Genomic DNA, 20,076 nt, shown 5'->3' on the forward strand with positions numbered 1-20,076 from the left:
ATGACGAAGGTCGTGTGCCCAGGCTCGTTCGACCCCGTGACCAACGGTCATCTCGACATCATCGGGCGCGCGTCACGGCTGTTCGACGAGGTCGTCGTCGCGGTGCTCGTCAACGAGAGCAAGCGGGGCCTGTTCACGATCGACGAGAGGCTCGAGCTGCTCGACCGCGCCACGTCGCAGTTCCCCAACGTCTCGACGGCGTCGTTCAACGGCTTGCTCGTCGACTTCTGCAGCGACAACGGCATCTCGGCGATCGTCAAGGGCCTGCGCGCCGTCACCGACTTCGACTACGAGCTGCAGATGGCGCAGATGAACAGCAGCCTCACCGAGGTCGACACGCTGTTCATCCCGACGACACCGGAGTACTCCTTCCTGGCGTCGAGCCTGGTCAAGGAGGTCGCCAAGCACGGCGGCGACGTCTCCCGCCTCGTCCCCGACTTCGTCCTCACGGAGCTGAAGGCGAAGTACGCCTGACGCCCTGCGGATCGTGACGAAACTCGTCACGATCGGCTGGATGCTGACGAGGTCCGTCACAAAACGTGGGGTTCAGTCGGGGAGCTGGGGGACGGCCAGGTGCTCGCGCTTGCCGAGCTGGACCGCGCGACGCAGCGACTTCGTCCCGTACTTGTCGCGCACCGCGTCGATCGCGTCGTCGAGCTGCGCGCCGCTCGTGACGTCGAGCGGCAGCGCGAGCTGAGCCGGGTTGTCGTCGAGAGATCCCACCGAGACCCCGATCAGCGTGAGCCCGCGCTCCTCGATCGCCGCAGCGCGTGACGTCAGCAGCAGTCGGGCGACCTCGAGCACCGTCGTGTTGTGCGCCGTCGGGCGAGCCAACGTGTGCGAGCTCGTGGAGCGCGTGAAGTCACCGAACCGCAGCCGGATCGTCACGGTGCTGCCGGTACGCCCAGCGGCACGCATGCGGCCCGTCACGCGATCGACCAGCGTCAGCAGCGCCAGGTCGATCTCGTCGGGGGAGTGCGGGCCACGACCGATGGCGTGCTGGGCTCCCATCGATCCGCGCCGCTTGCCGACGACGACCGGACGCGGGTCGCGGTTGTGGGCGAGGGCGTAGAGGTGGTGGCCCGACCCGGGACCGAGCAGCTGCACGAGCTCGATCTCGTAGAGGTTCGCGACGTCGCCGACCGTGACGATGCGGGCGTCGCGGAGCTTCTGCGAGGTCACCTTGCCGACGCCCCAGAGCCGTTCGACCGGCAGCGCGTGAAGGAACTCGAGCTCCTTCTCGACCGGGACGACGAGCATGCCCTCGGGCTTGGACACGGCACTCGCGACCTTGGCGAGGTACTTGGTGCGGGCGACGCCGACCGAGATCGGCAGGCCGACCTTGGTGCGTACGTCCTGGCGCAGCTGCTCGGCGATCGACGACGGCAACCCGCGGATGCGCCGCAAGCCGCCGACCTCGAGGAACGCCTCGTCGATCGACAGCCCCTCGACGACCGGTGTCGTGTCGCGGAACACGTCGAACACGTCGCGGCTCGCCTGGGTGTAGGCGTGCATCCGCGGGGGCACGACGACCGCCTCGGGGCACAGCCTGAGCGCCTGTCGGCCACCCATGGCCGTACGGACGCCGCGTGCCTTGGCCTCATAGCTCGCCGCCAGCACGACGCCGCCACCCACGATGACCGGGCGCCCGCGCAGCGACGGGTCGTCGCGCTGCTCGACCGACGCGTAGAACGCGTCGAGGTCGGCGTGCAGGACGGTACCCTCGGTCATACCCGCATCGTGTCATTCAGCAGGGACAAACGGGCTGACCGATTGGCCTCGGCTGGGCCCGGCGGGTTACGATTCTCTTCGGCCTGTTCGCAGGTTGAAGTTTTGTCGTGCACTTGGACAGATGGGCAAGCCGTGCTTTCGGGACCATTGGTTTTCGACACCCACGAGATGGGTCGCAAACCGGGCGCTGAACGCACGTACACCCTGACGGTCCCGGCGCCGGCAGACATGGGTTACGACGTCTACAGCGTGCCCGAGGATTCCCCGATGGAGATCGAGCTCCGGCTCGAGGCCATCATGGAAGGTGTTCTGGCAACAGGCACCATCTCGGCGCGTGCCGTGGGCGAGTGTGTGCGGTGCCTGGACCCGATCGACGAAGCTGTCGTGGTGGGATTCCAGGAGTTGTACCTCTACGAGGCACCTTCTGACCCAGAAGAGGCCGAAGAAGAGGAGTTTGTCCTCGAGGACGACCTGCTCGACCTCGAGACCGTCCTGCGGGACGCGGTGGTGCTCGCACTACCGCACAACCCGTTGTGTGGTCCGGAGTGTCCGGGATTGTGCCCCGAATGTGGAGCACGGCTCGCGGACGATCCAGATCACACACACGGTGAGGCGATCGACCCGAGGTGGGCATCGTTGAGCCAGCTGGCGGAGCAACCGGTCCCGCCAGCCGACCAGACAGGGTCGGACATCACGTCCGACGACAGCAAGGAGTAGATCGTGGCAGTCCCGAAGAGGAAGACATCGCGCAGCAACACGCGCCATCGTCGTGCACAGTGGAAGACCACCAAGACCGCGATCGTCGACTGCGCGAACCCCGCGTGCGACTCGAAGGTGCAGCCGCACCACGCGTGCACCAAGTGCGGACAGTACGGAGCTCGCGGCGAGCGTCGCCAGGTCCTCTGATCTCTGCAGCACTCAATGCTGATGGGCTCCGGCAGGTTCTCGGTGTGGAGGACCTGGATGCGGGGCTCCTTCAGCATGCCCTGACACATCGCTCGTACGCGTACGAGAACGGTGGAGTCCCCAACAACGAGCGCCTCGAGTTCCTCGGCGACTCGGTCCTGGGGCTCGTCGTCACCGACACGCTCTTCACCGAGCACCCCGAGCTCCCCGAGGGCCAGCTCGCCAAGCTCCGCGCCGCCGTCGTCAGCGCCAAGGCCCTCGCCGAGGTGGCGCGCACCCTCGGCATCGGTGACCACGTACGCCTCGGGCGTGGCGAGGAAGCCACCGGAGGTCGTGACAAGGCCTCGATCCTGTCCGACACGGTGGAGGCGCTTCTCGGTGCGATCTACGTCCAGTTCGGCATCGAACGCTCCGCCGAGGTCATCCACCGCATCTTCGACCCGGTGATCGCCGTGGCCGCCGAGCTCGGTGCGGGCCTCGACTGGAAGACGTCCCTGCAGGAGATCGCCGCCAACAACGACCTCGGTGTGCCGCACTACGTGCTCGAGGGCACCGGCCCCGACCACGACAAGTCGTTCACGGCCGAGGTGCACGTCGGTGAACGGGTCTTCGGTGGCGGCAGCGGTCGCTCCAAGAAGGAGGCCGAGCAGATGGTCGCCGAGATCGCCTGGCGGTCCATCAACGCCGGCCTCGAGAGTTCTGTCGCCGACCACGTCTAGGCTCTGACCCGTGCCCGAGCTGCCCGAGGTCGAAGTCGTCCGCCTCGGCATCGCCGAGCACGTCGTCGGCCGCACGATCACCCGCGTCGTCGTCCACGACGTACGTTCCGTGCGCCGTCACCTGCCCGGCGCACGCGACTTCACCGACCGGCTCCAGGGCCGCACGGTCGTCGGCGCCGCACGGCGTGGCAAGTACCTCTGGATGCAGCTCGACCATGGTGACGCCGTGCTGTGCCACCTCGGCATGAGCGGCCAGTTTCTCATCTCCGAAGCCGATGCTCCGCCGCCCCGGCACCTGCGCATCGCCCTGACCCTCGACGACGGACGCGAGCTGCGCTTCGCCGACCAGCGCATCTTCGGCGGGATGTCGTTCAGCGAGGACGGCGCCGAGCTGCCGCCCGAGATCGCCCACATCGCCCGCGACCCGCTCGACCCGCTGTTCGACGCCGCCGAGTTCGCCGCGCGGCTGCGCAAGCGCGAGACCGGCGTCAAGCGGGCGATCCTCGACCAGACCTTGATCTCCGGTGTCGGCAACATCTACGCCGACGAGTCGCTCTGGCGCACGCCGCTGCACTACGCCCGCAACACCCGGCACCTGCGCTCCCGCGAGGTCGAAGGACTGCTCGTGCACATCGGCGAGGTGATGCTCGAGGCCTTGGCGCAGGGTGGCACGTCGTTCGACACGCTCTACGTCAACGTCAACGGCAACAGCGGCTACTTCGAGAGGTCCCTGCAGGCATATGGGCAGGAAGGCAAGCCGTGCCAGCGCTGTGGCACGGCGATCCGCCGCGACGCGTTCATGAACCGCTCGTCCTACTGGTGCCCCACGTGCCAGCCGAGGCCCCGCAACGGCAAGTTCTAAGTACGCTGTGCAGCGTGACCGTCACGTTGCAACCGATGTCTCCTGAGCGCTACGTCTCGTGGAACGCGCGACTGATCACCGAGTTCGCCAAGGAGAAGGTCGACTCCGGCAACTGGCCGGCTGAAGGGGCCCTCGAGCGCTCAGCCAGCGAGAACGCCGCAGATCTGCCACAAGGCCTCGACACGCCCGGCCATGACATCTTCGTGGCACTCTCCGACGGTGAGGAGGTCGGCGTCCTGTGGCTGTTCACCGATCCTGCGCTGTCGGTCCGCACCACAATGATCTACGACATCGAGATCGGTGAAGCACACCGTGGCAAGGGCCTCGGTCGCGAGCTCCTCACGGCTGCCGAGGAATGGTGCGCCGACCACAGCGTCGGCGTCCTCAAGCTTCACGTGTTCGCCAACAACACCGCCGCCGTCAGCTTGTACGAGTCGGCCGGCTTCGAGGCGACCAACATCAACATGGCCAAGCAGATCCGATGACCGACGCACCCTACGGCGACGAGGCCCGCGCCCGCTTCGTCGACGAGCCGCCCAAACGCTCTGGACGTACGCCTTTCGAGCGCGACCGGGCCCGAGTGGTCCACTCCGCCGCGCTGCGCCGGCTCTCGGCCAAGACGCAGGTCATGGGGGCCGGGTTCGACGACTTCGTGCGCAACCGCCTGACCCACACGCTCGAGGTGGCCCAGGTCGCGCGCGAGCTCGGCAAGGCCCTCGGCTGTGACCCCGACATCGTCGACTCGGCCGCGTTGGCGCACGACCTGGGGCATCCGCCGTTCGGCCACAACGGCGAGACGGCCCTCGACGAGGCCGCGGAGTCGTGCGGCGGCTTCGAGGGCAACGCGCAGACCTTGCGCATCCTCAGCCGGCTCGAGTCCAAGGCATTCGCCGCCGACGGCTCCAGCGTGGGCCTCAACCTGACCCGGGCGACGCTCTCGGCGTGCGTGAAGTACCCGTGGCTCCGTGGCGAGGCGCCGGATGCCAGTGGCAAGTTCGGCGCGTACGCCGATGACGTGGCGGTCTTCGCGTGGCTCCGCGACGGTGCACCCGCGATGCGCCGGCCGATCGAGGCGCAGGTCATGGACCTCGCGGACGACATCGCCTACTCGGTGCATGACGTCGAGGACGGGGTCGTCGGCGGCTGGTTCGTGCTGCGGTCCGGCGAGCTCGACCGCGAGGCGATTCATGGCGTCGCGCGCGACTGGTACGACTCCGGGGCCACGGACGACCGTCTCGACGCGGCACTCGGCCGCTTGCAGGAGATGCCGGAGTGGCCGACGACGCCGTTCGACGGCAGCCGCGCTGCCCGCGCCGTCCTCAAGAGCCTGACGAGCGCGCTGATCGGGCGCTTCGCCCACGCCGCCGAGCTCGCGACCGTCGAGGCATGGGGCGGCGGGCCGCTCATACGCTTCGCCGCTGACCTCGAGGTGCCGGAGGACACCCGCGACGAGATCACGGTGCTGAAGTCGATCGCGGCACACTACGTCATGCGATCGGACGATCGAGCCGGTCCGCTCAGCCGCCAGCGCGAGCTGCTGCTGGCGCTCGTCGAGGTGCTCGACAAGTCCGACGGTGAGGAGCTCGAGGCCGAGTTCGCGCTCGACTTCGCCCATGCCACCGACGACGCGGCCAGGCGCAGGGTCGTCATCGACCAGGTCGCGAGCCTCACCGACGCGTCAGCACGTACGTGGGCCCTCCGCCTGCTCAACTGAGGTCGGTCAGCGGCCGACGGTCCTGAAGTCGACGTAGTGCAGGTAGTGGTCCGACAAGGTGTTGCTGACCACCTGGGAGTACGCGTCGATGGTCGCGTTGTGCCGGAACAGGTCGACGTCGATCGGCTTGCCTCGCCGCTTCGGCCCCCACTTCGTCGCCGTCATGAGCCCGTAGTTGGTCCGTTTGGGCGCGTGCTTGCCCGCGGACATCCAGTTGAACTCCTCGACGACGTCCTCGGCCGTCAACAGGTTGCCGTCGCCGGTGACGAATAGGTTGGACCACGGCACCTTGTGCTTGTTGGCCAGCGCGAGGGACCGGTGGAGGACCTCGGCAAGCTGTTGCCGCTGGACCGCGTGACCCTGGTTCTCGTTGTGGAACGACACGGCCATGCAGCGTGTGCCCTTGTAGGTGTACGCGGTCCAGGCCCACGGCTTGTCGTCGTCGTCCAGCTCGGTGCTGACGCGCTCAAGCCCCGACGCGATCTGTGAGCAGCCCTTGCCGAGGTAGATCTCGCGGCCCTTGCCGCCCCGGCTCATCCGGCGGTAGCCGCCCGGCCGGAGCGCCTTGTCCATGTCGTTCAGGCTGTGGATCTCCAGCTCCTGCAGGCAGATGACGTTGGGCTTGAGCGTCAGGATCTTGGCACCGATGCGCCTGGCCCTCCGTTCAGCGGTCGCGGCGCCGTGGCCCGCATGGTCGTACCCGGCACAGTTCATCGAGAGGCCGCGTTGAGGCACCATGAAGTGGTCGGTGGTCGCCACCATGGCCAGCGCCCTGATCGGTGTCGGTCCAGGTGCGCGAGCCAGCCGGAGCAGCGTCGTCGGGCCCGGGAAGCCGTCAGCGTTGTCCCCGATCCAGCCCTGCGCCTCCTGGAACAGCATCACTGCAGCGCGATCGACCTCGGTGAAGTGCGGGCCGGGCCCCAGTGCGTACGGGGAGGGGACGCCCAGCGTTGCGAGGTGCAGCACGAGCCGCTCGCCGAGCCAGGTCACGTGCGGGCCCCGCGCGTCGAGGAAGTATGCCGCGGGGTCCATCTTGTCGGTCGAGATCGAGCCGGGCCGGTCGGTGAGGGTGATGCCGTCGCCCGTCACGACGATGTAGCCGAGGAGCTTCTTGGTCCACGCGTTCTCGACCGAACGGATCGACACCTTGCCGCGCCTGCCGTTGTGCGGCTGGTCGGTCGAGTACTCCTTGCCACTGCCGGCGCCGATCGCGACGTGGCCGGCCATACCGCCGACCGACTTCGCCTTGGGGCGCGGCGCGTGGAAGACCATGGCGCCCGCCGGGATCTTGCGGGGATCGGAGGTCTTCACGACCTCGCCGTGCTCGACGGCCGCGAGCCAGAAGTTGATGGCCCACTTCCTGCCGTTGCCGCCCCACCTGAAGGGGCCGGTCAGGCCGTAGATCTCCGCGACCTCGGCCAGGCACATGCCGACCTCGTTGCGGTGGCCGTCGAGGTGCTTCGCCCGCGCGAGCGCCTCCGACATCGTCCTTCGTGCGTACGTCACCATGAGAGCCTCCATGAGCCCCCCGGCGAATCCCTTGCCGTTCCAAGGAGAAGTGAAGATCACGCTACTCCTGCCGATGGCGCGTGTCAGAGAAATGACCGGCCTCCCGAGGCTGCGTGCCATGACCCGGCTCGGGCGTGGGTGGCGGCGACTAACATTCACCCCATGGCCGGACGCATCAAGGACGACGACATCCAGCTCGTCCGCGAACGCGCCCGCATCGACGAGATCGTCGAGCAGTACGTCACGCTCAAGAACGCCGGCGGTGGTGCACGCAAGGGGCTGTGCCCGTTCCACGACGAGAAGTCGCCGTCGTTCAACGTACGACCCGTGCAGGGTTTCTATCACTGCTTCGGGTGCGGCGCGTCGGGCGACGTCTACAAGTTCCTCATGGAGATCGAGGGACTGACGTTCGTCGAGGCCGTCGAGCGCCTGGCCGTCAAGGTCGGCATCACGCTGCACTACGAAGAGGGCGCCAGCACCGGGCCACGCCGTGACCCTCAGCAACGGCCCCGGCTGCTCGAGGCCCACCGCGAGGCCGGCGCGTTCTATGCCGCTGCTTTGCAGAGCTCGGCCGATGCCGAGGTCGGCCGTCAGTTCGTCAAGGACCGCGGGTTCGACCAGACCGTCGCCGAGAAGTTCGGCATGGGATTCGCGCCACGCGGGGGAGAGGCGCTCGTCGCGCATCTCAAGGCCAAGGGCTTCACCGACGACGAGCTGATGGTCGGAGGGCTCGCCGCTCGCGGCTCGCGCGGCCTCTACGACCGGTTCCGCGGTCGCCTGCTGTGGCCGATTCGCGAGATGACCGGCGAGATCATCGGCTTCGGTGCCCGCCGCATGTTCGACGACGACCGCGTCGAGGCCAAGTACCTCAACACGTCCGAGACGCCGATCTACAAGAAGAGTCAGGTGCTCTACGGCCTCGACCTCGCCCGCCGGTCGATCTCATCGTCGAGCCAGGCCGTCATCGTCGAGGGCTACACCGACGTCATGGCGTGCCACGAGGCCGGCGTCACGACCGCCGTGGCGACGTGTGGCACGGCATTCGGCGAGGACCACGCCCGAGTCATGCGCCGGCTCATGCTCGACGACCAGGCCTTCCACGGCGAGGTCATCTTCACGTTCGACGGCGACGAGGCCGGCCAGCGCGCAGCCCTCAAGACGTTCAGCGGCGACCAGCAGTTCGTGGCCCAGACCTACGTCGCCGTCGAGCCGCGCGGCATGGACCCGTGCGACCTGCGCCTGGCCGACGGCGATGCCGCGGTGCGCGAGCTCGTCGCGTCGCGCATACCGCTCTATCGCTTCGTCCTCGACAACATGCTCGGCAAGTACGACCTCGATCGCGGCGACCAGCGCGTCGACGCCGTGCGCGAGGCCGTCTCGCTGGCGTCCGCGATCCGCGACAAGTCCAAGGTCGACGAGCTGCTGCGCGAGATCGCCGGGCGGGTCGGCACCGACATCGAGCAGGTCCGTGCCGAGCACCGCAGACGTACGAGCGCGGGACCGGCCAAGGTCGCGCAGCCCGTGACGGGGGAGCCCGCTGCTCCAGCCGAGTCGCCCAGTCAGGCCGTCAGCTTCGGCGCTCCCCAGTTCTCCGACGAGCGCGAAGCGCTCAAGGCGATCGTGCAATACCCCCACCTCGCCCGTGAGCATGCCGACGAGCTCGACGACAACGACTTCACCCATTTCGTCTCCAAGTACCTCTGGAAGCACATCCAGGGCATGACCTGGCCCACCGGCCCCGACTCCAACTGGCTGCCCCGGCTCGCCGAGTCGGTGCAGGACGAGGACGCGCGACGTGTGCTCTCGGTCGCCGCCGTCGAGCCGATGCGGGCCCGCGAGAGCAACACCGCGGCCGTCGTGGCGTCCGTGATCCTCCGCCTGCAGATGCTGACATGTGGCCGCCGGATCACCGAGATCAAGTCCAAGCTGCAGCGCACCAACCCGATCGAGCAGGCCGAGCCCTACAACCGCATGTTCGGTGAGCTGATCGCCCTCGAGCAGCAGTTCCGCACCCTGCGTGACCGCTCGCTCGGCGGCGACATCCCCAGCTGACTCCCGTACGCCGCACGGTCCACAGGTCGCGGTCGCGCCACCGCCCGCCGCCGCTCCGTCGTCCGACGCTGGTCGCATGGACCGATTCGTACGCGAGCTGCTCTCGATCCCGCCGATGGACGCCGCCGAGGAGCTGGCGCTCGCCCGGCTGGCCCGTCGTGGAGATCGCAACGCCCGAGAGGCGCTCATCACGGCAGGGATGCGCTCGGTGGCCATGCGTGCGCGCCTGCGAGGACTCACTGGCGAAGAGCTCCGTGACGCGGTGCAGTCGGGAGCAATTGGCCTGATCCGCGCGATCGACCGGTTCGATCCCGACCGAGGTGCCCGACTGGCGACCTACGCCTGGCACTGGATCGGCGCGGCGATGACGGTCCAGCACCGTCCCGAGCAGCCGCTCGGCGACGAGGATCGCCCGGCCCCGCAGGCCGAATCCGCTGATCCAGATCTGCTCGACGGCATGCCGGACGAGCTCGCCGACGTCCTGCGTCTGCGCTTCGGTCTGGGCGATCCGCTGGCCGTCCCGATGCCGCGGCGGATCGTCGGCGAACGCCTCGGCCTGACCGTCGCCCAGGTCCGCAACGTCGAGGCCAAGGCGATGCGACAACTCCGCGGGCGGCTTGCTAAAGTAGTTGACCGTGCTCCTTCGCAAGAGGAGCCGATCCCCCATAGCTCAATTGGCAGAGCATTCGACTGTTAATCGGAGGGTTCTTGGTTCGAGTCCAAGTGGGGGAGCATCACCCGAACGGCGCCGATCTCGGCGCCGTTTCGTGGTTTCTGGGCACCCTCATTCGCCCCAGGTCATCGAGAACACCTCGAACGGCGTCGCGTGCGTGGCACCGAGGCGTGAGCCGGTGGGTCGCGACATGCCTTCGAGCATCTCGGCCGGGTCGAAGTTCTCCCACCCGAGGCCGTCGATGTACGCCTTGTGGGCCTTGAGCGACTCGACGCCGCGGTCGAACGTGTCGGTCGTGTCGACACCGTGCTTGGCGTCAGGGGAGCCGGCCGCCCACACCTGCGTGACACCACCCCACGGCTCGAGGCCGTCGACGAGCTGCTCGGGAAAGATCCACCGGTTGCCTGCGTCGCCGGCGGAGTTGAGCGCCGCGCGGCCCACCGCCATGTGATCGGGCTGGTTGGGCATCGAGCCGCCCCAGGTCTCGCGGAAGTTGTTGGTGATGATGATCTCCGGCCGGTGCCGGCGCACGACCTCCGTGATCGCCCGGCGCAGCGCCACGCCGTACTCGATGGTCCCGTCAGGGAGTCCGAGGAACTCGACCTCGTCGACACCGACAATCTTGCCCGAGGCGATCTGCTCGGCGATGCGGATCTCGCGACACTCGTCAGGCGCGATGCCGTCGATGCCCGCCTCGCCGCTGGTCACCATGCAGTAGGCGACGGTCTTGCCTGCGTCGGTCCAGCGTGCGATCGCAGCCGCGGCGCCGAACTCGACATCATCGGGGTGCGCGACGACCACGAGGGCGCGTTCCCAGTCCTCACTGACGGGCTCGAGTGGTGTGGGTTCCATACGGTTAGGCTAAGCCCGCATTCCCAAGGGGAGGTAGCTCAGCTGGTTAGAGCAGGGGACTCATAATCCCTGGGTCGCGGGTTCGAGCCCCGCCCTCCCTACGACGAGCCGCTCACATGCCTTCGGACAGGGCGAGGATGTTGCCCTCGGAGTCCTTGAACCAGGCAGCGCGACCGTCATCGCTGTCCAGGACGCCGTTCTCGGTCGTGAAGCCCGGGAAGTCGTAGTCCTCGAAGACGACGCCCCGGCCGCGGAGCTCGGCCATCTCGGCGTCGAGGTCCTGGGTGGCCCAGTTCATCGCGGTGTTCTGCGCCGTGCCGGCGAACTGCGTCTCGTAGAGCAGGAACTTCGTGCCGCCCGCACCTTCATAGATCAACCCTTCGCCGACCTCCTGCGCGGGCTCGAGGCCCAGCTTGTCGCGGTAGAACTCCCGTGCCCGGCCGAGATCCGAAGCGGGGACGACTGCGTAGATTTCCAGATCGCTCAACATGACTTCTTCCTCTGCTTGTACCCCGCAATCGACCGTACGCCGGTCGCACGGCGAAGGCGATAGCCCGGTGTGCCCAGCCGATGCGACACAATCGGGGCATGCGCGACGCAGTGATCTTCGACATGGACGGCACGCTGTGTGACACGACGACGATCGAGCACCACATCACAGGACCCGACAAGGACTTCCACGCCTTCCATGCGGCGTCTGCGGGGTGTCCACCGCGGCCCAAGGTCGTCAAGGCCGCCCGGGCCGAGCACGACAAGGGCCGCGCCATCCTCGTGGTGACGTCTCGCGAGTTCATCTGGCGCGACCTGACGCTCGACTGGCTCGTCGAGCACGGCATCCCGTACGACGCGCTCTACATGCGGATCGTCGGCGACTACCGCAAGGACGTGGTGATCAAGAAGGAGATCCTCGCGCAGATCGCTGACGACGGGTTCACGGTGCTGGAGGCCTGGGACGACAAGCCCGCCGTGATCGAGCTGTGGCGGGACAACGGCATCGCCGTGCACGTCGTCGACTGAGTCAGCCGCGCCGGCGCTCCACGTCGGCGACGATCTCGGCGGCGATGAGCCGCAGCTTGACGTTGCGGTGCTGCGACAGGCGGGTCAGGAACGCGAAGGCCCGCTCGTCGTTGAGCTCGTAGCGCTCCATGATGATGCCGACTGCCTGGCCGATCGTCGTCCGTGTGCGGAGCGCGTCGTTGAGGTCGGCGATCTCCCGCGCGTAGCCGATCGCGATGGCCGCCTGGTGGGAGAACAGGTCGGCGATCGTGGAGAAGTCCTCGAACGCCCCTGGCCGGTGTGAGTAGATGTTGAGCGCGCCCTGCGAGGTCGGCGCGTCGAACAGTCGGAGCCCGGCCTGCGCGCGGATGCCCTTGTCGACGACGTACGGGCCGTACTCCGGGAATCGCGTGTCGGTCGCGAGATCGGGCGAGATGACGTGTGCCGTCTCGACGGCCGCCTCGTAGCACGGGCCCTCTCTGAGCTCGTACTGCTTGCCATCGAGGTCGAGGACGAGCTCGGCCGTCGGCGCCACCGTGTCGATGGACTCGTCGGCGTGCTTGACCGTGATCGAGGCGTAGTCGACATCGGGCAGGACCTCGACCGCAGCCGTGGTGATCGCGTGCAGGGTCGCGTCGAAGTCGCCGGGCTTGAGCGCCTCGGCGAGGCGACGGATGCTGTCGTGCAGTGCTTCGTCCACGAGCACTACCTACCCGGTTCGTCCGGGGTCAACCGCAGGCGTCAGAGCCCGAAGGTGTCGCGCTGGTCCTTGGGCACGAGCTCGAGGAACTCGGGGTGGTCGCGGATGACCTTGGGCACGAACGGACAGTAGGGGAGCGCCGTGCCGCCGCGCGCGGCGATCTCGGCGAGCGCGCCGCGCACCAGCTCGGTGCCGAGACCGCGGCCCTCGAACTCGGTGTAGATCCGGGTGTGCGGGAGGGCGTACTCGTCGCCGTCCTTGCGGTAGTCGAGGAATCCGGCGAGCTCGCCGTCGACCGTGATCTCGAACCTCGACGAGGCGGGATTGTCCGCCACTGTGGTCGTCATCCGACATTCCCTTCGGCTGAGATGTTGTCCGTACAGGAGAACATGCGTCACAATGGTCTCAGGTGCTCCCAAGACGCTGGGGAAGGCGACACTAGGGAGGCACCGATGAATATGTCTTCGCCGACCACCCCGACCCGGGGTGTTCTTTTCGTGCACTCTGCTCCGTCTGCGCTGTGCGCGCACGTCGAGTGGGCTGCTGCCGGCGTGCTCGGCGGCACTCCCGACCTCGCTTGGGTGCCGCAGGCCGCTGAGCCCGGCACCTACCGTGCCGAGCTGTCGTGGCAGGCCGCTGCGGGTACGGCCGCCGCGATCGCGTCCGCCCTGCGGGGGTGGGACAAGCTGCGGTTCGAGGTCACCGAGGAGCCCACGGCGTCGACCGAGGGAGCGCGCTACTCCTACACGCCGTCGTTGGGCATCTTCCACGCCATGGCCGGACTGCATGGCGACATCCTGATCCCCGAGGACCGCATCAAGGCGTTCCGGGTCAAGGTGGCCCTCGGTGAGGTCGACATGGACACGGCGCTCGACGGTCTGCTGGGGACCGCCTGGGACGCCGAGCTGGAACCGTTCCGGCACGCCGGCGACGGTGCGCCGGTGCGCTGGCTGCACCAGGTGATCTAGGGCTTCGACAGCCTCAACCGGCAGCTAGCCGATCTGCACGGTGACCGCAGGCGTTGACTCGTCGGTCTTCTTGTTGAGCAGGCGGAACTGGCGATCGCCCGAGCGCGATGTGTAGAGCTCGGTCTTGAAGCGGCCGCCGCCCTTGGTCGTCGTCTCGATCGGGAAGTCGTCCCAGTCGCTGCCCTCGTCCTTGACCTGGACCTGGAGCTCGGCACCCGCGCCGACTGCGGGGAACGTGCCCTCGATGACGAACCGCTCGCCGGGCGCGACCTGGGACTTCGAGGCACTGATCGTGGGCTCCGGCTCGTCCGGGTTGGCCTCGGTCGTCTGGGTCGGCTCCGGCTCGGGCGTGGTGGTGGGAGTCGTCGAGGGGGCGGTCGTCGGGTTGCTGATCGGCGCGAGGTTGACCGAGCCGAGGCCCGTGGCGTCGATCAGAGCAGAACCACCGAAACCGAGGATCGCGCCCAACGCCGCACCGACCACCGCGAACCAGATGACCAACCGCTCCGCGAGGCGCCGACGGCGCACCTGCTCCTCGTCGCGCACGGGCGGTGCGGGGGACTCCAGGGTCGTGGGCACGCGGCCGCTCCTGTCGGGGGGCGTCGACCCGTCGTGGTCCACGACCGCATCGATCGCGTCCTGGACGGTCACCAGGCTGTCGACCGTGTCGTCGGACAGGTAGAGGTCGAATCGCCGCCCGAGCTCGTCGGCCAGCTCGACGATCGTGAGCGAGTCGGTGCCGAGCTCCTTGAGCCCGGCCTGCGGCACGACCGCCTCGGCGGGACACCCGACCAGGCGGACGAGGATGTCCGTGAGCTGTTCGTGGACTGCTGAGGGTGACGGCACGCGTCGAGTCTAACGAGCGGTGTGAGCGTTCCCGCACACCACGCAGGGCCAGCCCAACGCCCTCGACACGACAGCCCTAGGATGTCGGGATGGAAAGCGTCGAGGACGTCCAGTACCTGGTGGTGCATGGCTACCGGCGCGCATTCCGCATCTCCGGGTCGGGCCCTGCGCTGCTCCTGCTGCACGGCCTCGCCTGCGACTCGTCGACGTGGGTCGACGTCATCCCGACGCTGTCTGAGCACTTCACCGTCATCGCTCCCGACCTCCTGGGACACGGCGAGTCGGACAAGCCTGACGCCGACTACTCGCTGGGCGGCTACGCCAACGGCATGCGCGACCTGCTGACGGTGCTGGGCATCGACAAGGTCACCGTCGTGGGGCACAGCTTCGGCGGCGGTGTCGCGATGCAGTTCGCCTACCAGTTCCCCGATCGCACAGAGCGGGTCGTGCTCGTGTCGACCGGCGGGCTCGGCAAGGAGGTCACGCCGCTCATCCGCTTCCTCACGGTTCCCGGCAGCAGTGCGGCGCTCGCCGCGGCGACGTTCCGGCCGTGGCGCCCCCTGGTTGCGGGCGGCATGCGGGCGCTGTCCCGGACGCCGCTCACCGCGACGCGCGATCTCGACGAGGTCGCCCGCATCTACGAGTCGCTGGCCGACCGGGCCACCCGTCGTGCCGTCCAGCGCGTGACGAGCCACGTCCTGAACTGGAAGGGCCAGTTCGTGACGATGACCGATCGGAGCTATCTCGCCCGGCTCATGCCCGTGCTGGTCGTCTGGGGCAGCGACGACATGGTGATCCCGTCCAAGCATGCCGACTTCGCACCGACCCAGGTCTCCGATGTCCACGTGCTCAACGATGCCGGGCACTTCCCGCACAAGGACCACCCCGAGGCGTTCTGCGACCTCGTGACCGCGTTCATCGCTGCCAACGAGCCCGCGCACTACCACCGCGGACGTTGGCGCGCGCTGCTGCGCCGCGGCGACCAATACGCCCTCGAGAGCGTGCCGGCGGCCGTCGACCACGGCGTCGAACCGGCGATCAGCTAGAGACGGCCGGCCGAGGCTCGCCCACGGGGTTGGCCTCGAGCAAGGCCGCTTCCTTGCGGCGTTGTCGTTTGGTGTTGCCCGTCGCCCAGGCGCCGACCACCACCGCCGCCCAGCCGATGAAGGCACCGGCGATGTCGTCGGCGATGAAGTGCCAGCCGAAGTAGATCGTCGCGAGCACGACGAGTCCGAGATAGACCCAGGCAATCAGCTGGACGACCTTGCGCTGGTTGGTCGCGCGCAGGAACAGGGCCGCCGAGACGACGACCGAGACGTGCAGCGACGCGAAGCCGGCGATGCCGTAGGTGCTGCCGCCCGCTGGGTCCTCGTAGAACTTGGTGGCAGCTCTGAACAGGCTGCGTTGGAGCTGCGCCGCGCTGGTGTCGGGCAGGTCGGCGAACATCGACGGCTGGACGAACGCCGGACCGAACGTCGGGAAGATGTAGTAGCTCACCACGCCCAGCACCCAGTTGAGGCTCAGCGCCGTGGCGTACCAGGCGCCGAGCGAGAGATCCTTGCCCCACACGAGGAATGCGCCAAGGGTCAGCGGGATCAGCGGGAGGTAGGCCACGTAGATGACCGAGAGCACCTGGGCGGCGAAACCCGTGCCGAGCAGGTCGTGCAGCACGGGCGCCGGGTTGTGGTTGAAGAACAGGAAGTAGTCGATGTCGAGCATCTGCTTGTCGAAGTGCACGCCCTCGCGGGCCAGCGGCAGGTCGCTCTTGAGGTTGCGGTAGCTGACGTAGCAGATGTAGAACGACACCAGCCCGAGCACGATGTAGAGGACCCGCTTCCAGGTCCACTCGTCGCGGATGATGTCCATGAACAGGAACAGCCGCGGACGCGTCTCGAGCGCGCGCAGGGGTGCGAGGTCGGCAGGGACGCGGTTGGCCTCGAAGCGCCGCGCGGCGACGAGCCGGTCGGCACCGTTCGTCGTGAGCCACAGCGGGATGAGCAGGACGCCGAGCCAGGCCCAGTCGCCGATGTAGGGATGGGCGTAGTCGGCGACGGCCCGCACGGCCAGCAGCGGCAGCACGATGCGCAGCGTCTGGCGGGCCAGGGCGCGACGCCAGGAGATCGGGCGCAGCGTGGACTCGTCGAGCACGACGATCTCGGTCAGTCGCGAGATCGTCGTCATTCCCGTGGTCGTCTGGCTGCGCAGCTCCAGGGAAGCGAACGCGGCCACCACGGCCAGCGCCACGACGACGACCGAGATGCGGCCGATGGCCGAGCCACCTGCCGCGCTCCAGCCGATCGACGCGATGCCGGCGACGAGACCCCAGAAGAACGTCGTGACGAGGGCGTCGAGCAGGCGGCTGGTGATCGGCGAGCTGTAGTCGAGCGAGCGGCGCCACTGCGGCGTCTCGGTGAACAACCGCCTCGAGCGGCGGAACGCCGGGGGAGCGATGCCCGCCGCGAAGAACAGCAGGCCGATCACCGGCAGGCGAATGTAGGCCGGACCGAGGAAACCGTCAGGGTCGCGCAACGGGACGTCGTACTTCTTCGAAGCCACGACCGCAGCCAGCCCCACGACAATCGAGAGACAGACCGCGAAATGGTAGGGCCGTTGACGCATGGTCGCCATCCTATTGGGCGACCCTGAGGGTTGCTTGTGAGGGTTTGTCTCGCTCCGCCTCAGGCGTCGCCGCCCACCTGCGGGACGTCGGCCACGGCCGTCGGATCGTCGATGCGGAACCGGTTGAAGGCCTCGCGGACGACCTCGGGTCGCACGGTGCCGCGCTGCGACAACGTCTGCAGGACCGACACGACGATCGACTCGGCGTCGACCTGGAACGTACGCCTGGCAGCGGCGCGCGTGTCGGCGAAGCCGAAGCCGTCCGTGCCGAGCGACTGCCACGGACCGGGCACCCAGCGGGCGATCTGGTCGGGCACCGCACGCATGTAGTCGCTGACCGCGACCGTCACGGCGGACGTGTCCATGAGCTTGACCGTGATGTAGGGCATCCGGCTGTACTCACCCGGGTGGTTGAGGTTCCACTTCTCGGCCGCGATCGCGTCACGGGCGAGCTCGTTCCACGACGTCACGGACCAGACATCGGCCTCGACCCCGTAGTCGGCGGCCAGGATCTCCTGAGCCTTGAGCGCCCACGGGACCGAGACACCCGACGCCATGATGCGCGCGGACGCTTCGCCGCCGGCGGCCTTGCGGTAGACGTAGGCGCCCTTGAGGATGCCCTCGACGTCGACGTCCTCCGGCTCGGCGGGCTGGTTGATCGCCTCGTTGTAGACGGTGAGGTAGAAGATGATGTCCTCGCCGTTGGGGAAGGTCTCGGTCGAGCCGTACATCCGCTCGAGTCCGTACTTCATGATGTGGCTGATCTCGAAGCCGTAGGCCGGGTCGTAGTGCACGACCGCGGGGTTGGTCTGCGCGATCAGCGGTGAGTGCCCGTCGGCGTGCTGCAGGCCCTCACCGGTCAGCGTCGTACGGCCGGCGGTGGCGCCGATCAGGAAGCCCCGAGCCAGCTGGTCGGCCATCGCCCAGATCGAGTCGGCGGTGCGCTGGAAGCCGAACATCGAGTAGAAGAGGTAGACCGGGATCATCGGCTCGCCGTGCGTGGAGTACGCGCTGCCGGCCGCGATCGCGGACGCCATGGCGCCGGCCTCGCTGATGCCCTCGTGCAGGAGCTGGCCCTGAGCCGACTCCTTGTAGGCGAGCAGCAGCTTGCGGTCGACCGACTCGTACGTCTGGCCGGCCGGGTTGTAGATCTTGGCCGACGGGAACATCGAGTCCATGCCGAACGTGCGGTACTCGTCGGGCGCGATCGGGACGATGCGGTGGCCGATCTCGGGATCCTTCATGAGATCGCGCAGCAGGCGTACGAACGCCATGGTGGTGGCGATCTGCTGCTTGCCCGAGCCCTTCTTGAGCTCGTCGTACATCTTGTCCTCCGGCAGCTTGACGCTGACCGGGTTGACGACGCGCTTGGGCAGCGATCCGCCGAGCGCCTCACGCCGGGCCCGCATGTACTGCATCTCCTCGCTGTCCTCGCCCGGGTGGTAGAACGGCGCGATGTCGCTGCCGTCGATCTGGGCGTCGGAGATCGGGATGTTGAGGCGGTCGCGGAAGCCCTTGAGGTCGTCCTTGGTGAGCTTCTTCATCTGGTGCGTCGCGTTGCGGCCGGCGAACGACTCCAACAGCCAGCCCTTGATGGTGTGCGCCAGGATCACCGTCGGCTGGCCCGTGTGCTTCTGGGCGGCGTCGAACGCGGCGTAGACTTTGCGGTAGTCGTGGCCGCCGCGGGGGAGGCGCTCGATCTCCTCGTCGGACAGGTGCTCGACCATCTTGCGCAGGCGCGGGTCGGGCCCGAAGAAGTTCTCGCGGTTGTAGGCGCCGGACTCGACGGACAGGGTCTGGAACTCACCGTCGGGTGTGCGGTTCATCTGGTTGACCAGGACGCCGTCGGTGTCGCGGGCGAGCAGGTCGTCCCACTCACGGCCCCAGACGACCTTGATGACGTTCCAGCCGGCACCACGGAACGTGGACTCGAGCTCCTGGATGATCTTGCCGTTGCCGCGTACGGGGCCGTCGAGCTGCTGCAGGTTGCAGTTGACGACGAACGTGAGGTTGTCGAGCTCCTCGCGGGCGGCGATGCCGATGGCACCGAGCGACTCCGGCTCGCCCATCTCGCCGTCGCCGAGGAACGTCCAGACGTGCTGCTGGCTCGTGTCCTTGATGCCGCGGTTGTGCAGGTAGCGGTTGAAGCGCGCCTGGTAGATCGAGTTGATCGCACCGAGACCCATCGAGACCGTGGGGAACTCCCAGTAGTCCGACATGAGGCGCGGGTGCGGGTAGGACGACAGGCCGTTGCCGGCGCCGTGCGAGTGCTCCTGGCGGAAGCGGTCGAGCTGCGTCTCGCTGAGGCCGCCCTCGAGGAACGACCGGGCGTAGATGCCGGGCGCCGCGTGGCCCTGGAAGTAGATCTGGTCACCGCCGCCGGGGTGGTTCTTGCCGCGGAAGAAGTGGTTGAAGCCGACCTCGTAGAGGCTGGCCGCCGACTGGTAGGACGCGATGTGTCCACCGACGCCCAGACCCGGACGGTTGGCCCGCGACACCATGACGGCGGCGTTCCAGCGGATGTAGGACCGGATGCGTCGCTCGATCGCCTCGTTGCCGGGGAACCACGGCTCACGCTCGGGCGGGATCGTGTTGATGAAGTCGGTGCTGCGCAAGGCAGGCACGCCGATGTTCTGCTCGCGAGCGCGCTCCAGGAGCTTGAGCATGACGTAGCGCGCGCGACTGCGTCCGCGGCTGTCGATCATCTCGTCGAGCGAGCTGACCCACTCGGAGGTCTCGTCCGGATCGATGTCGGGCAACTGGGTCGGCAGACCCTCGTGAATGACAGCGGGTCGTTCGGGGCCGGATTGCGGCATGGTTGCTCCCTAGAAGTCTTGTGGACGTGTCCATCATTCCACCCCGGGTTCGCTACTGTGTTAGCGGCAACAGTGCTGACGAACCTACTTTTCAGTAGGTTTTCCACGAACGT

At 68.0% G+C, this 20,076-nt stretch carries 21 protein-coding genes and 2 tRNA genes; 14 read left to right on the forward strand and 9 right to left on the reverse strand.

Annotated elements, in window-relative coordinates:
* Entirely contained in the window at positions 1 to 474 is a 474-nt protein-coding gene (gene coaD, locus ASC61_RS14620; protein ID WP_056213098.1) for a pantetheine-phosphate adenylyltransferase, read from the forward strand.
* A gap of 72 nt (positions 475 to 546) precedes the next feature.
* Here coaD and dinB read toward each other — a convergent pair whose 3' ends face one another.
* Positions 547 to 1,731: a DNA polymerase IV gene (gene dinB, locus ASC61_RS14625; protein WP_056213100.1), complete on the reverse strand. Its 1,185-nt coding sequence runs from the start codon at positions 1,729 to 1,731 to the stop codon at positions 547 to 549.
* A 168-nt stretch (positions 1,732 to 1,899) separates the two neighbouring features.
* Between dinB and ASC61_RS14630 the strand changes: the two genes are divergently transcribed.
* The 6 genes from ASC61_RS14630 to ASC61_RS14655 are packed head-to-tail and all read left to right on the forward strand — an operon-like array spanning position 1,900 to position 5,932.
* On the forward strand, positions 1,900 to 2,448 hold the full coding sequence (locus ASC61_RS14630; RefSeq protein ID WP_056215733.1) for a YceD family protein: 549 nt from the start codon (positions 1,900 to 1,902) through the stop codon (positions 2,446 to 2,448).
* Between the two features lie 3 nt (positions 2,449 to 2,451).
* Complete coding sequence (gene rpmF / locus ASC61_RS14635) at positions 2,452 to 2,637, forward strand: 50S ribosomal protein L32 (protein ID WP_056213101.1); 186 nt, start codon at positions 2,452 to 2,454, stop codon at positions 2,635 to 2,637.
* Between the two features lie 44 nt (positions 2,638 to 2,681).
* Positions 2,682 to 3,356, forward strand: coding sequence for a ribonuclease III (rnc, locus tag ASC61_RS14640; protein ID WP_235503564.1), 675 nt, complete (start codon positions 2,682 to 2,684; stop codon positions 3,354 to 3,356).
* Between the two features lie 10 nt (positions 3,357 to 3,366).
* On the forward strand, positions 3,367 to 4,218 hold the full coding sequence (gene mutM, locus ASC61_RS14645; protein ID WP_056213103.1) for a bifunctional DNA-formamidopyrimidine glycosylase/DNA-(apurinic or apyrimidinic site) lyase: 852 nt from the start codon (positions 3,367 to 3,369) through the stop codon (positions 4,216 to 4,218).
* A 14-nt stretch (positions 4,219 to 4,232) separates the two neighbouring features.
* Positions 4,233 to 4,703, forward strand: coding sequence for a GNAT family N-acetyltransferase (locus tag ASC61_RS14650; protein WP_157439507.1), 471 nt, complete (start codon positions 4,233 to 4,235; stop codon positions 4,701 to 4,703).
* Positions 4,700 to 5,932, forward strand: coding sequence for a deoxyguanosinetriphosphate triphosphohydrolase (locus ASC61_RS14655; protein ID WP_056213107.1), 1,233 nt, complete (start codon positions 4,700 to 4,702; stop codon positions 5,930 to 5,932). Before ASC61_RS14650 ends, ASC61_RS14655 begins: the two co-directional genes overlap by 4 nt.
* 6 nt (positions 5,933 to 5,938) lie before the next feature.
* Here the strand turns inward: ASC61_RS14655 and ASC61_RS14660 are convergent, their stop codons facing one another.
* Positions 5,939 to 7,501 (reverse strand): hypothetical protein, encoded by a 1,563-nt coding sequence (locus ASC61_RS14660; protein ID WP_157439508.1) that lies wholly within the window; start codon positions 7,499 to 7,501, stop codon positions 5,939 to 5,941.
* Positions 7,502 to 7,603: 102 nt separating this feature from the next.
* On the opposite strand from ASC61_RS14660, the gene dnaG reads away from it, so the two are divergent.
* The 3 genes from dnaG to ASC61_RS14670 all read left to right on the forward strand — a co-directional run bounded on the left by dnaG (position 7,604) and on the right by ASC61_RS14670 (position 10,225).
* Positions 7,604 to 9,493: a DNA primase gene (dnaG, locus tag ASC61_RS14665; protein ID WP_056213110.1), complete on the forward strand. Its 1,890-nt coding sequence runs from the start codon at positions 7,604 to 7,606 to the stop codon at positions 9,491 to 9,493.
* 199 nt (positions 9,494 to 9,692) lie between these two features.
* On the forward strand, positions 9,693 to 10,190 hold the full coding sequence (locus tag ASC61_RS20485) for a sigma-70 family RNA polymerase sigma factor (protein WP_442854221.1): 498 nt from the start codon (positions 9,693 to 9,695) through the stop codon (positions 10,188 to 10,190).
* Positions 10,153 to 10,225, forward strand: a tRNA-Asn gene (locus tag ASC61_RS14670). Before ASC61_RS20485 ends, ASC61_RS14670 begins: the two co-directional genes overlap by 38 nt.
* 52 nt (positions 10,226 to 10,277) lie before the next feature.
* Here the strand turns inward: ASC61_RS14670 and ASC61_RS14675 are convergent.
* The gene (locus tag ASC61_RS14675) at positions 10,278 to 11,018 is read right to left on the reverse strand and encodes a PIG-L deacetylase family protein (RefSeq protein ID WP_056213112.1); all 741 of its coding nucleotides are present in this window, start codon (positions 11,016 to 11,018) and stop codon (positions 10,278 to 10,280) included.
* 27 nt (positions 11,019 to 11,045) lie between these two features.
* Here ASC61_RS14675 and ASC61_RS14680 point away from each other — a divergent pair.
* Positions 11,046 to 11,119: transfer RNA gene (locus ASC61_RS14680), tRNA-Met, on the forward strand.
* A gap of 11 nt (positions 11,120 to 11,130) precedes the next feature.
* On the opposite strand, the gene ASC61_RS14685 is transcribed toward ASC61_RS14680, so the two are convergent.
* The gene (locus tag ASC61_RS14685) at positions 11,131 to 11,508 is read right to left on the reverse strand and encodes a VOC family protein (protein ID WP_056213114.1); all 378 of its coding nucleotides are present in this window, start codon (positions 11,506 to 11,508) and stop codon (positions 11,131 to 11,133) included.
* A 59-nt stretch (positions 11,509 to 11,567) separates the two neighbouring features.
* Between ASC61_RS14685 and ASC61_RS14690 the strand changes: the two genes are divergently transcribed.
* Positions 11,568 to 12,035 carry a phosphatase domain-containing protein gene (locus tag ASC61_RS14690; RefSeq protein ID WP_268750631.1) on the forward strand — a complete coding sequence of 156 codons (468 nt, stop codon included), beginning with the start codon at positions 11,568 to 11,570 and terminating at the stop codon, positions 12,033 to 12,035.
* A gap of 1 nt (position 12,036) precedes the next feature.
* On the opposite strand, the gene ASC61_RS14695 is transcribed toward ASC61_RS14690, so the two are convergent.
* A complete protein-coding gene (locus tag ASC61_RS14695; protein ID WP_162243677.1) occupies positions 12,037 to 12,714 on the reverse strand; it encodes a GAF and ANTAR domain-containing protein in 678 nt (225 codons plus the stop codon).
* 41 nt (positions 12,715 to 12,755) lie between these two features.
* On the reverse strand, positions 12,756 to 13,061 hold the full coding sequence (locus tag ASC61_RS14700; protein WP_056213118.1) for a GNAT family N-acetyltransferase: 306 nt from the start codon (positions 13,059 to 13,061) through the stop codon (positions 12,756 to 12,758).
* A gap of 150 nt (positions 13,062 to 13,211) precedes the next feature.
* Here ASC61_RS14700 and ASC61_RS14705 point away from each other — a divergent pair, with 150 nt between their 5' ends.
* Positions 13,212 to 13,682: a DUF3145 domain-containing protein gene (locus ASC61_RS14705; RefSeq protein WP_056213120.1), complete on the forward strand. Its 471-nt coding sequence runs from the start codon at positions 13,212 to 13,214 to the stop codon at positions 13,680 to 13,682.
* A 24-nt stretch (positions 13,683 to 13,706) separates the two neighbouring features.
* Here ASC61_RS14705 and ASC61_RS20130 read toward each other — a convergent pair whose 3' ends face one another.
* Entirely contained in the window at positions 13,707 to 14,528 is an 822-nt protein-coding gene (locus tag ASC61_RS20130; RefSeq protein WP_056213121.1) for an acyl carrier protein, read from the reverse strand.
* Positions 14,529 to 14,617: 89 nt separating this feature from the next.
* On the opposite strand from ASC61_RS20130, the gene ASC61_RS14715 reads away from it, so the two are divergent.
* Positions 14,618 to 15,574, forward strand: coding sequence for an alpha/beta fold hydrolase (locus ASC61_RS14715; protein WP_056213123.1), 957 nt, complete (start codon positions 14,618 to 14,620; stop codon positions 15,572 to 15,574).
* Here the strand turns inward: ASC61_RS14715 and ASC61_RS14720 are convergent.
* Together ASC61_RS14720 and aceE are read right to left on the reverse strand one after the other, a co-directional pair.
* Entirely contained in the window at positions 15,567 to 17,147 is a 1,581-nt protein-coding gene (locus ASC61_RS14720) for a phosphatase PAP2 family protein (RefSeq protein ID WP_157439510.1), read from the reverse strand. The genes ASC61_RS14715 and ASC61_RS14720 overlap by 8 nt on opposite strands.
* Before the next feature lie 59 nt (positions 17,148 to 17,206).
* On the reverse strand, positions 17,207 to 19,963 hold the full coding sequence (gene aceE, locus ASC61_RS14725; protein WP_056213127.1) for a pyruvate dehydrogenase (acetyl-transferring), homodimeric type: 2,757 nt from the start codon (positions 19,961 to 19,963) through the stop codon (positions 17,207 to 17,209).
* Positions 19,964 to 20,076: the final 113 nt, after the last annotated feature.

The sequence above is a fragment of the Aeromicrobium sp. Root344 genome, from assembly GCF_001425755.1.
GTDB lineage: Bacteria > Actinomycetota > Actinomycetes > Propionibacteriales > Nocardioidaceae > Aeromicrobium.

What these genes read in the sequence shown, in the direction of transcription:
- coaD (WP_056213098.1), top strand. Translation starts at nt 1, where the DNA reads ATGACGAAGGTCGTGTGCCCAGGCTCGTTCGACCCCGTGACCAACGGT.
- dinB (WP_056213100.1), bottom strand. Translation starts at nt 1,731, where the DNA reads ATGACCGAGGGTACCGTCCTGCACGCCGACCTCGACGCGTTCTACGCG.
- ASC61_RS14630 (WP_056215733.1), top strand. Translation starts at nt 1,900, where the DNA reads ATGGGTCGCAAACCGGGCGCTGAACGCACGTACACCCTGACGGTCCCG.
- ASC61_RS14655 (WP_056213107.1), top strand. Translation starts at nt 4,700, where the DNA reads ATGACCGACGCACCCTACGGCGACGAGGCCCGCGCCCGCTTCGTCGAC.
- dnaG (WP_056213110.1), top strand. Translation starts at nt 7,604, where the DNA reads ATGGCCGGACGCATCAAGGACGACGACATCCAGCTCGTCCGCGAACGC.
- ASC61_RS20485 (WP_442854221.1), top strand. Translation starts at nt 9,693, where the DNA reads ATGCGCTCGGTGGCCATGCGTGCGCGCCTGCGAGGACTCACTGGCGAA.
- ASC61_RS14675 (WP_056213112.1), bottom strand. Translation starts at nt 11,018, where the DNA reads ATGGAACCCACACCACTCGAGCCCGTCAGTGAGGACTGGGAACGCGCC.
- ASC61_RS14685 (WP_056213114.1), bottom strand. Translation starts at nt 11,508, where the DNA reads ATGTTGAGCGATCTGGAAATCTACGCAGTCGTCCCCGCTTCGGATCTC.
- ASC61_RS14700 (WP_056213118.1), bottom strand. Translation starts at nt 13,061, where the DNA reads ATGACGACCACAGTGGCGGACAATCCCGCCTCGTCGAGGTTCGAGATC.
- ASC61_RS14715 (WP_056213123.1), top strand. Translation starts at nt 14,618, where the DNA reads ATGGAAAGCGTCGAGGACGTCCAGTACCTGGTGGTGCATGGCTACCGG.
- ASC61_RS14720 (WP_157439510.1), bottom strand. Translation starts at nt 17,147, where the DNA reads ATGCGTCAACGGCCCTACCATTTCGCGGTCTGTCTCTCGATTGTCGTG.
- aceE (WP_056213127.1), bottom strand. Translation starts at nt 19,963, where the DNA reads ATGCCGCAATCCGGCCCCGAACGACCCGCTGTCATTCACGAGGGTCTG.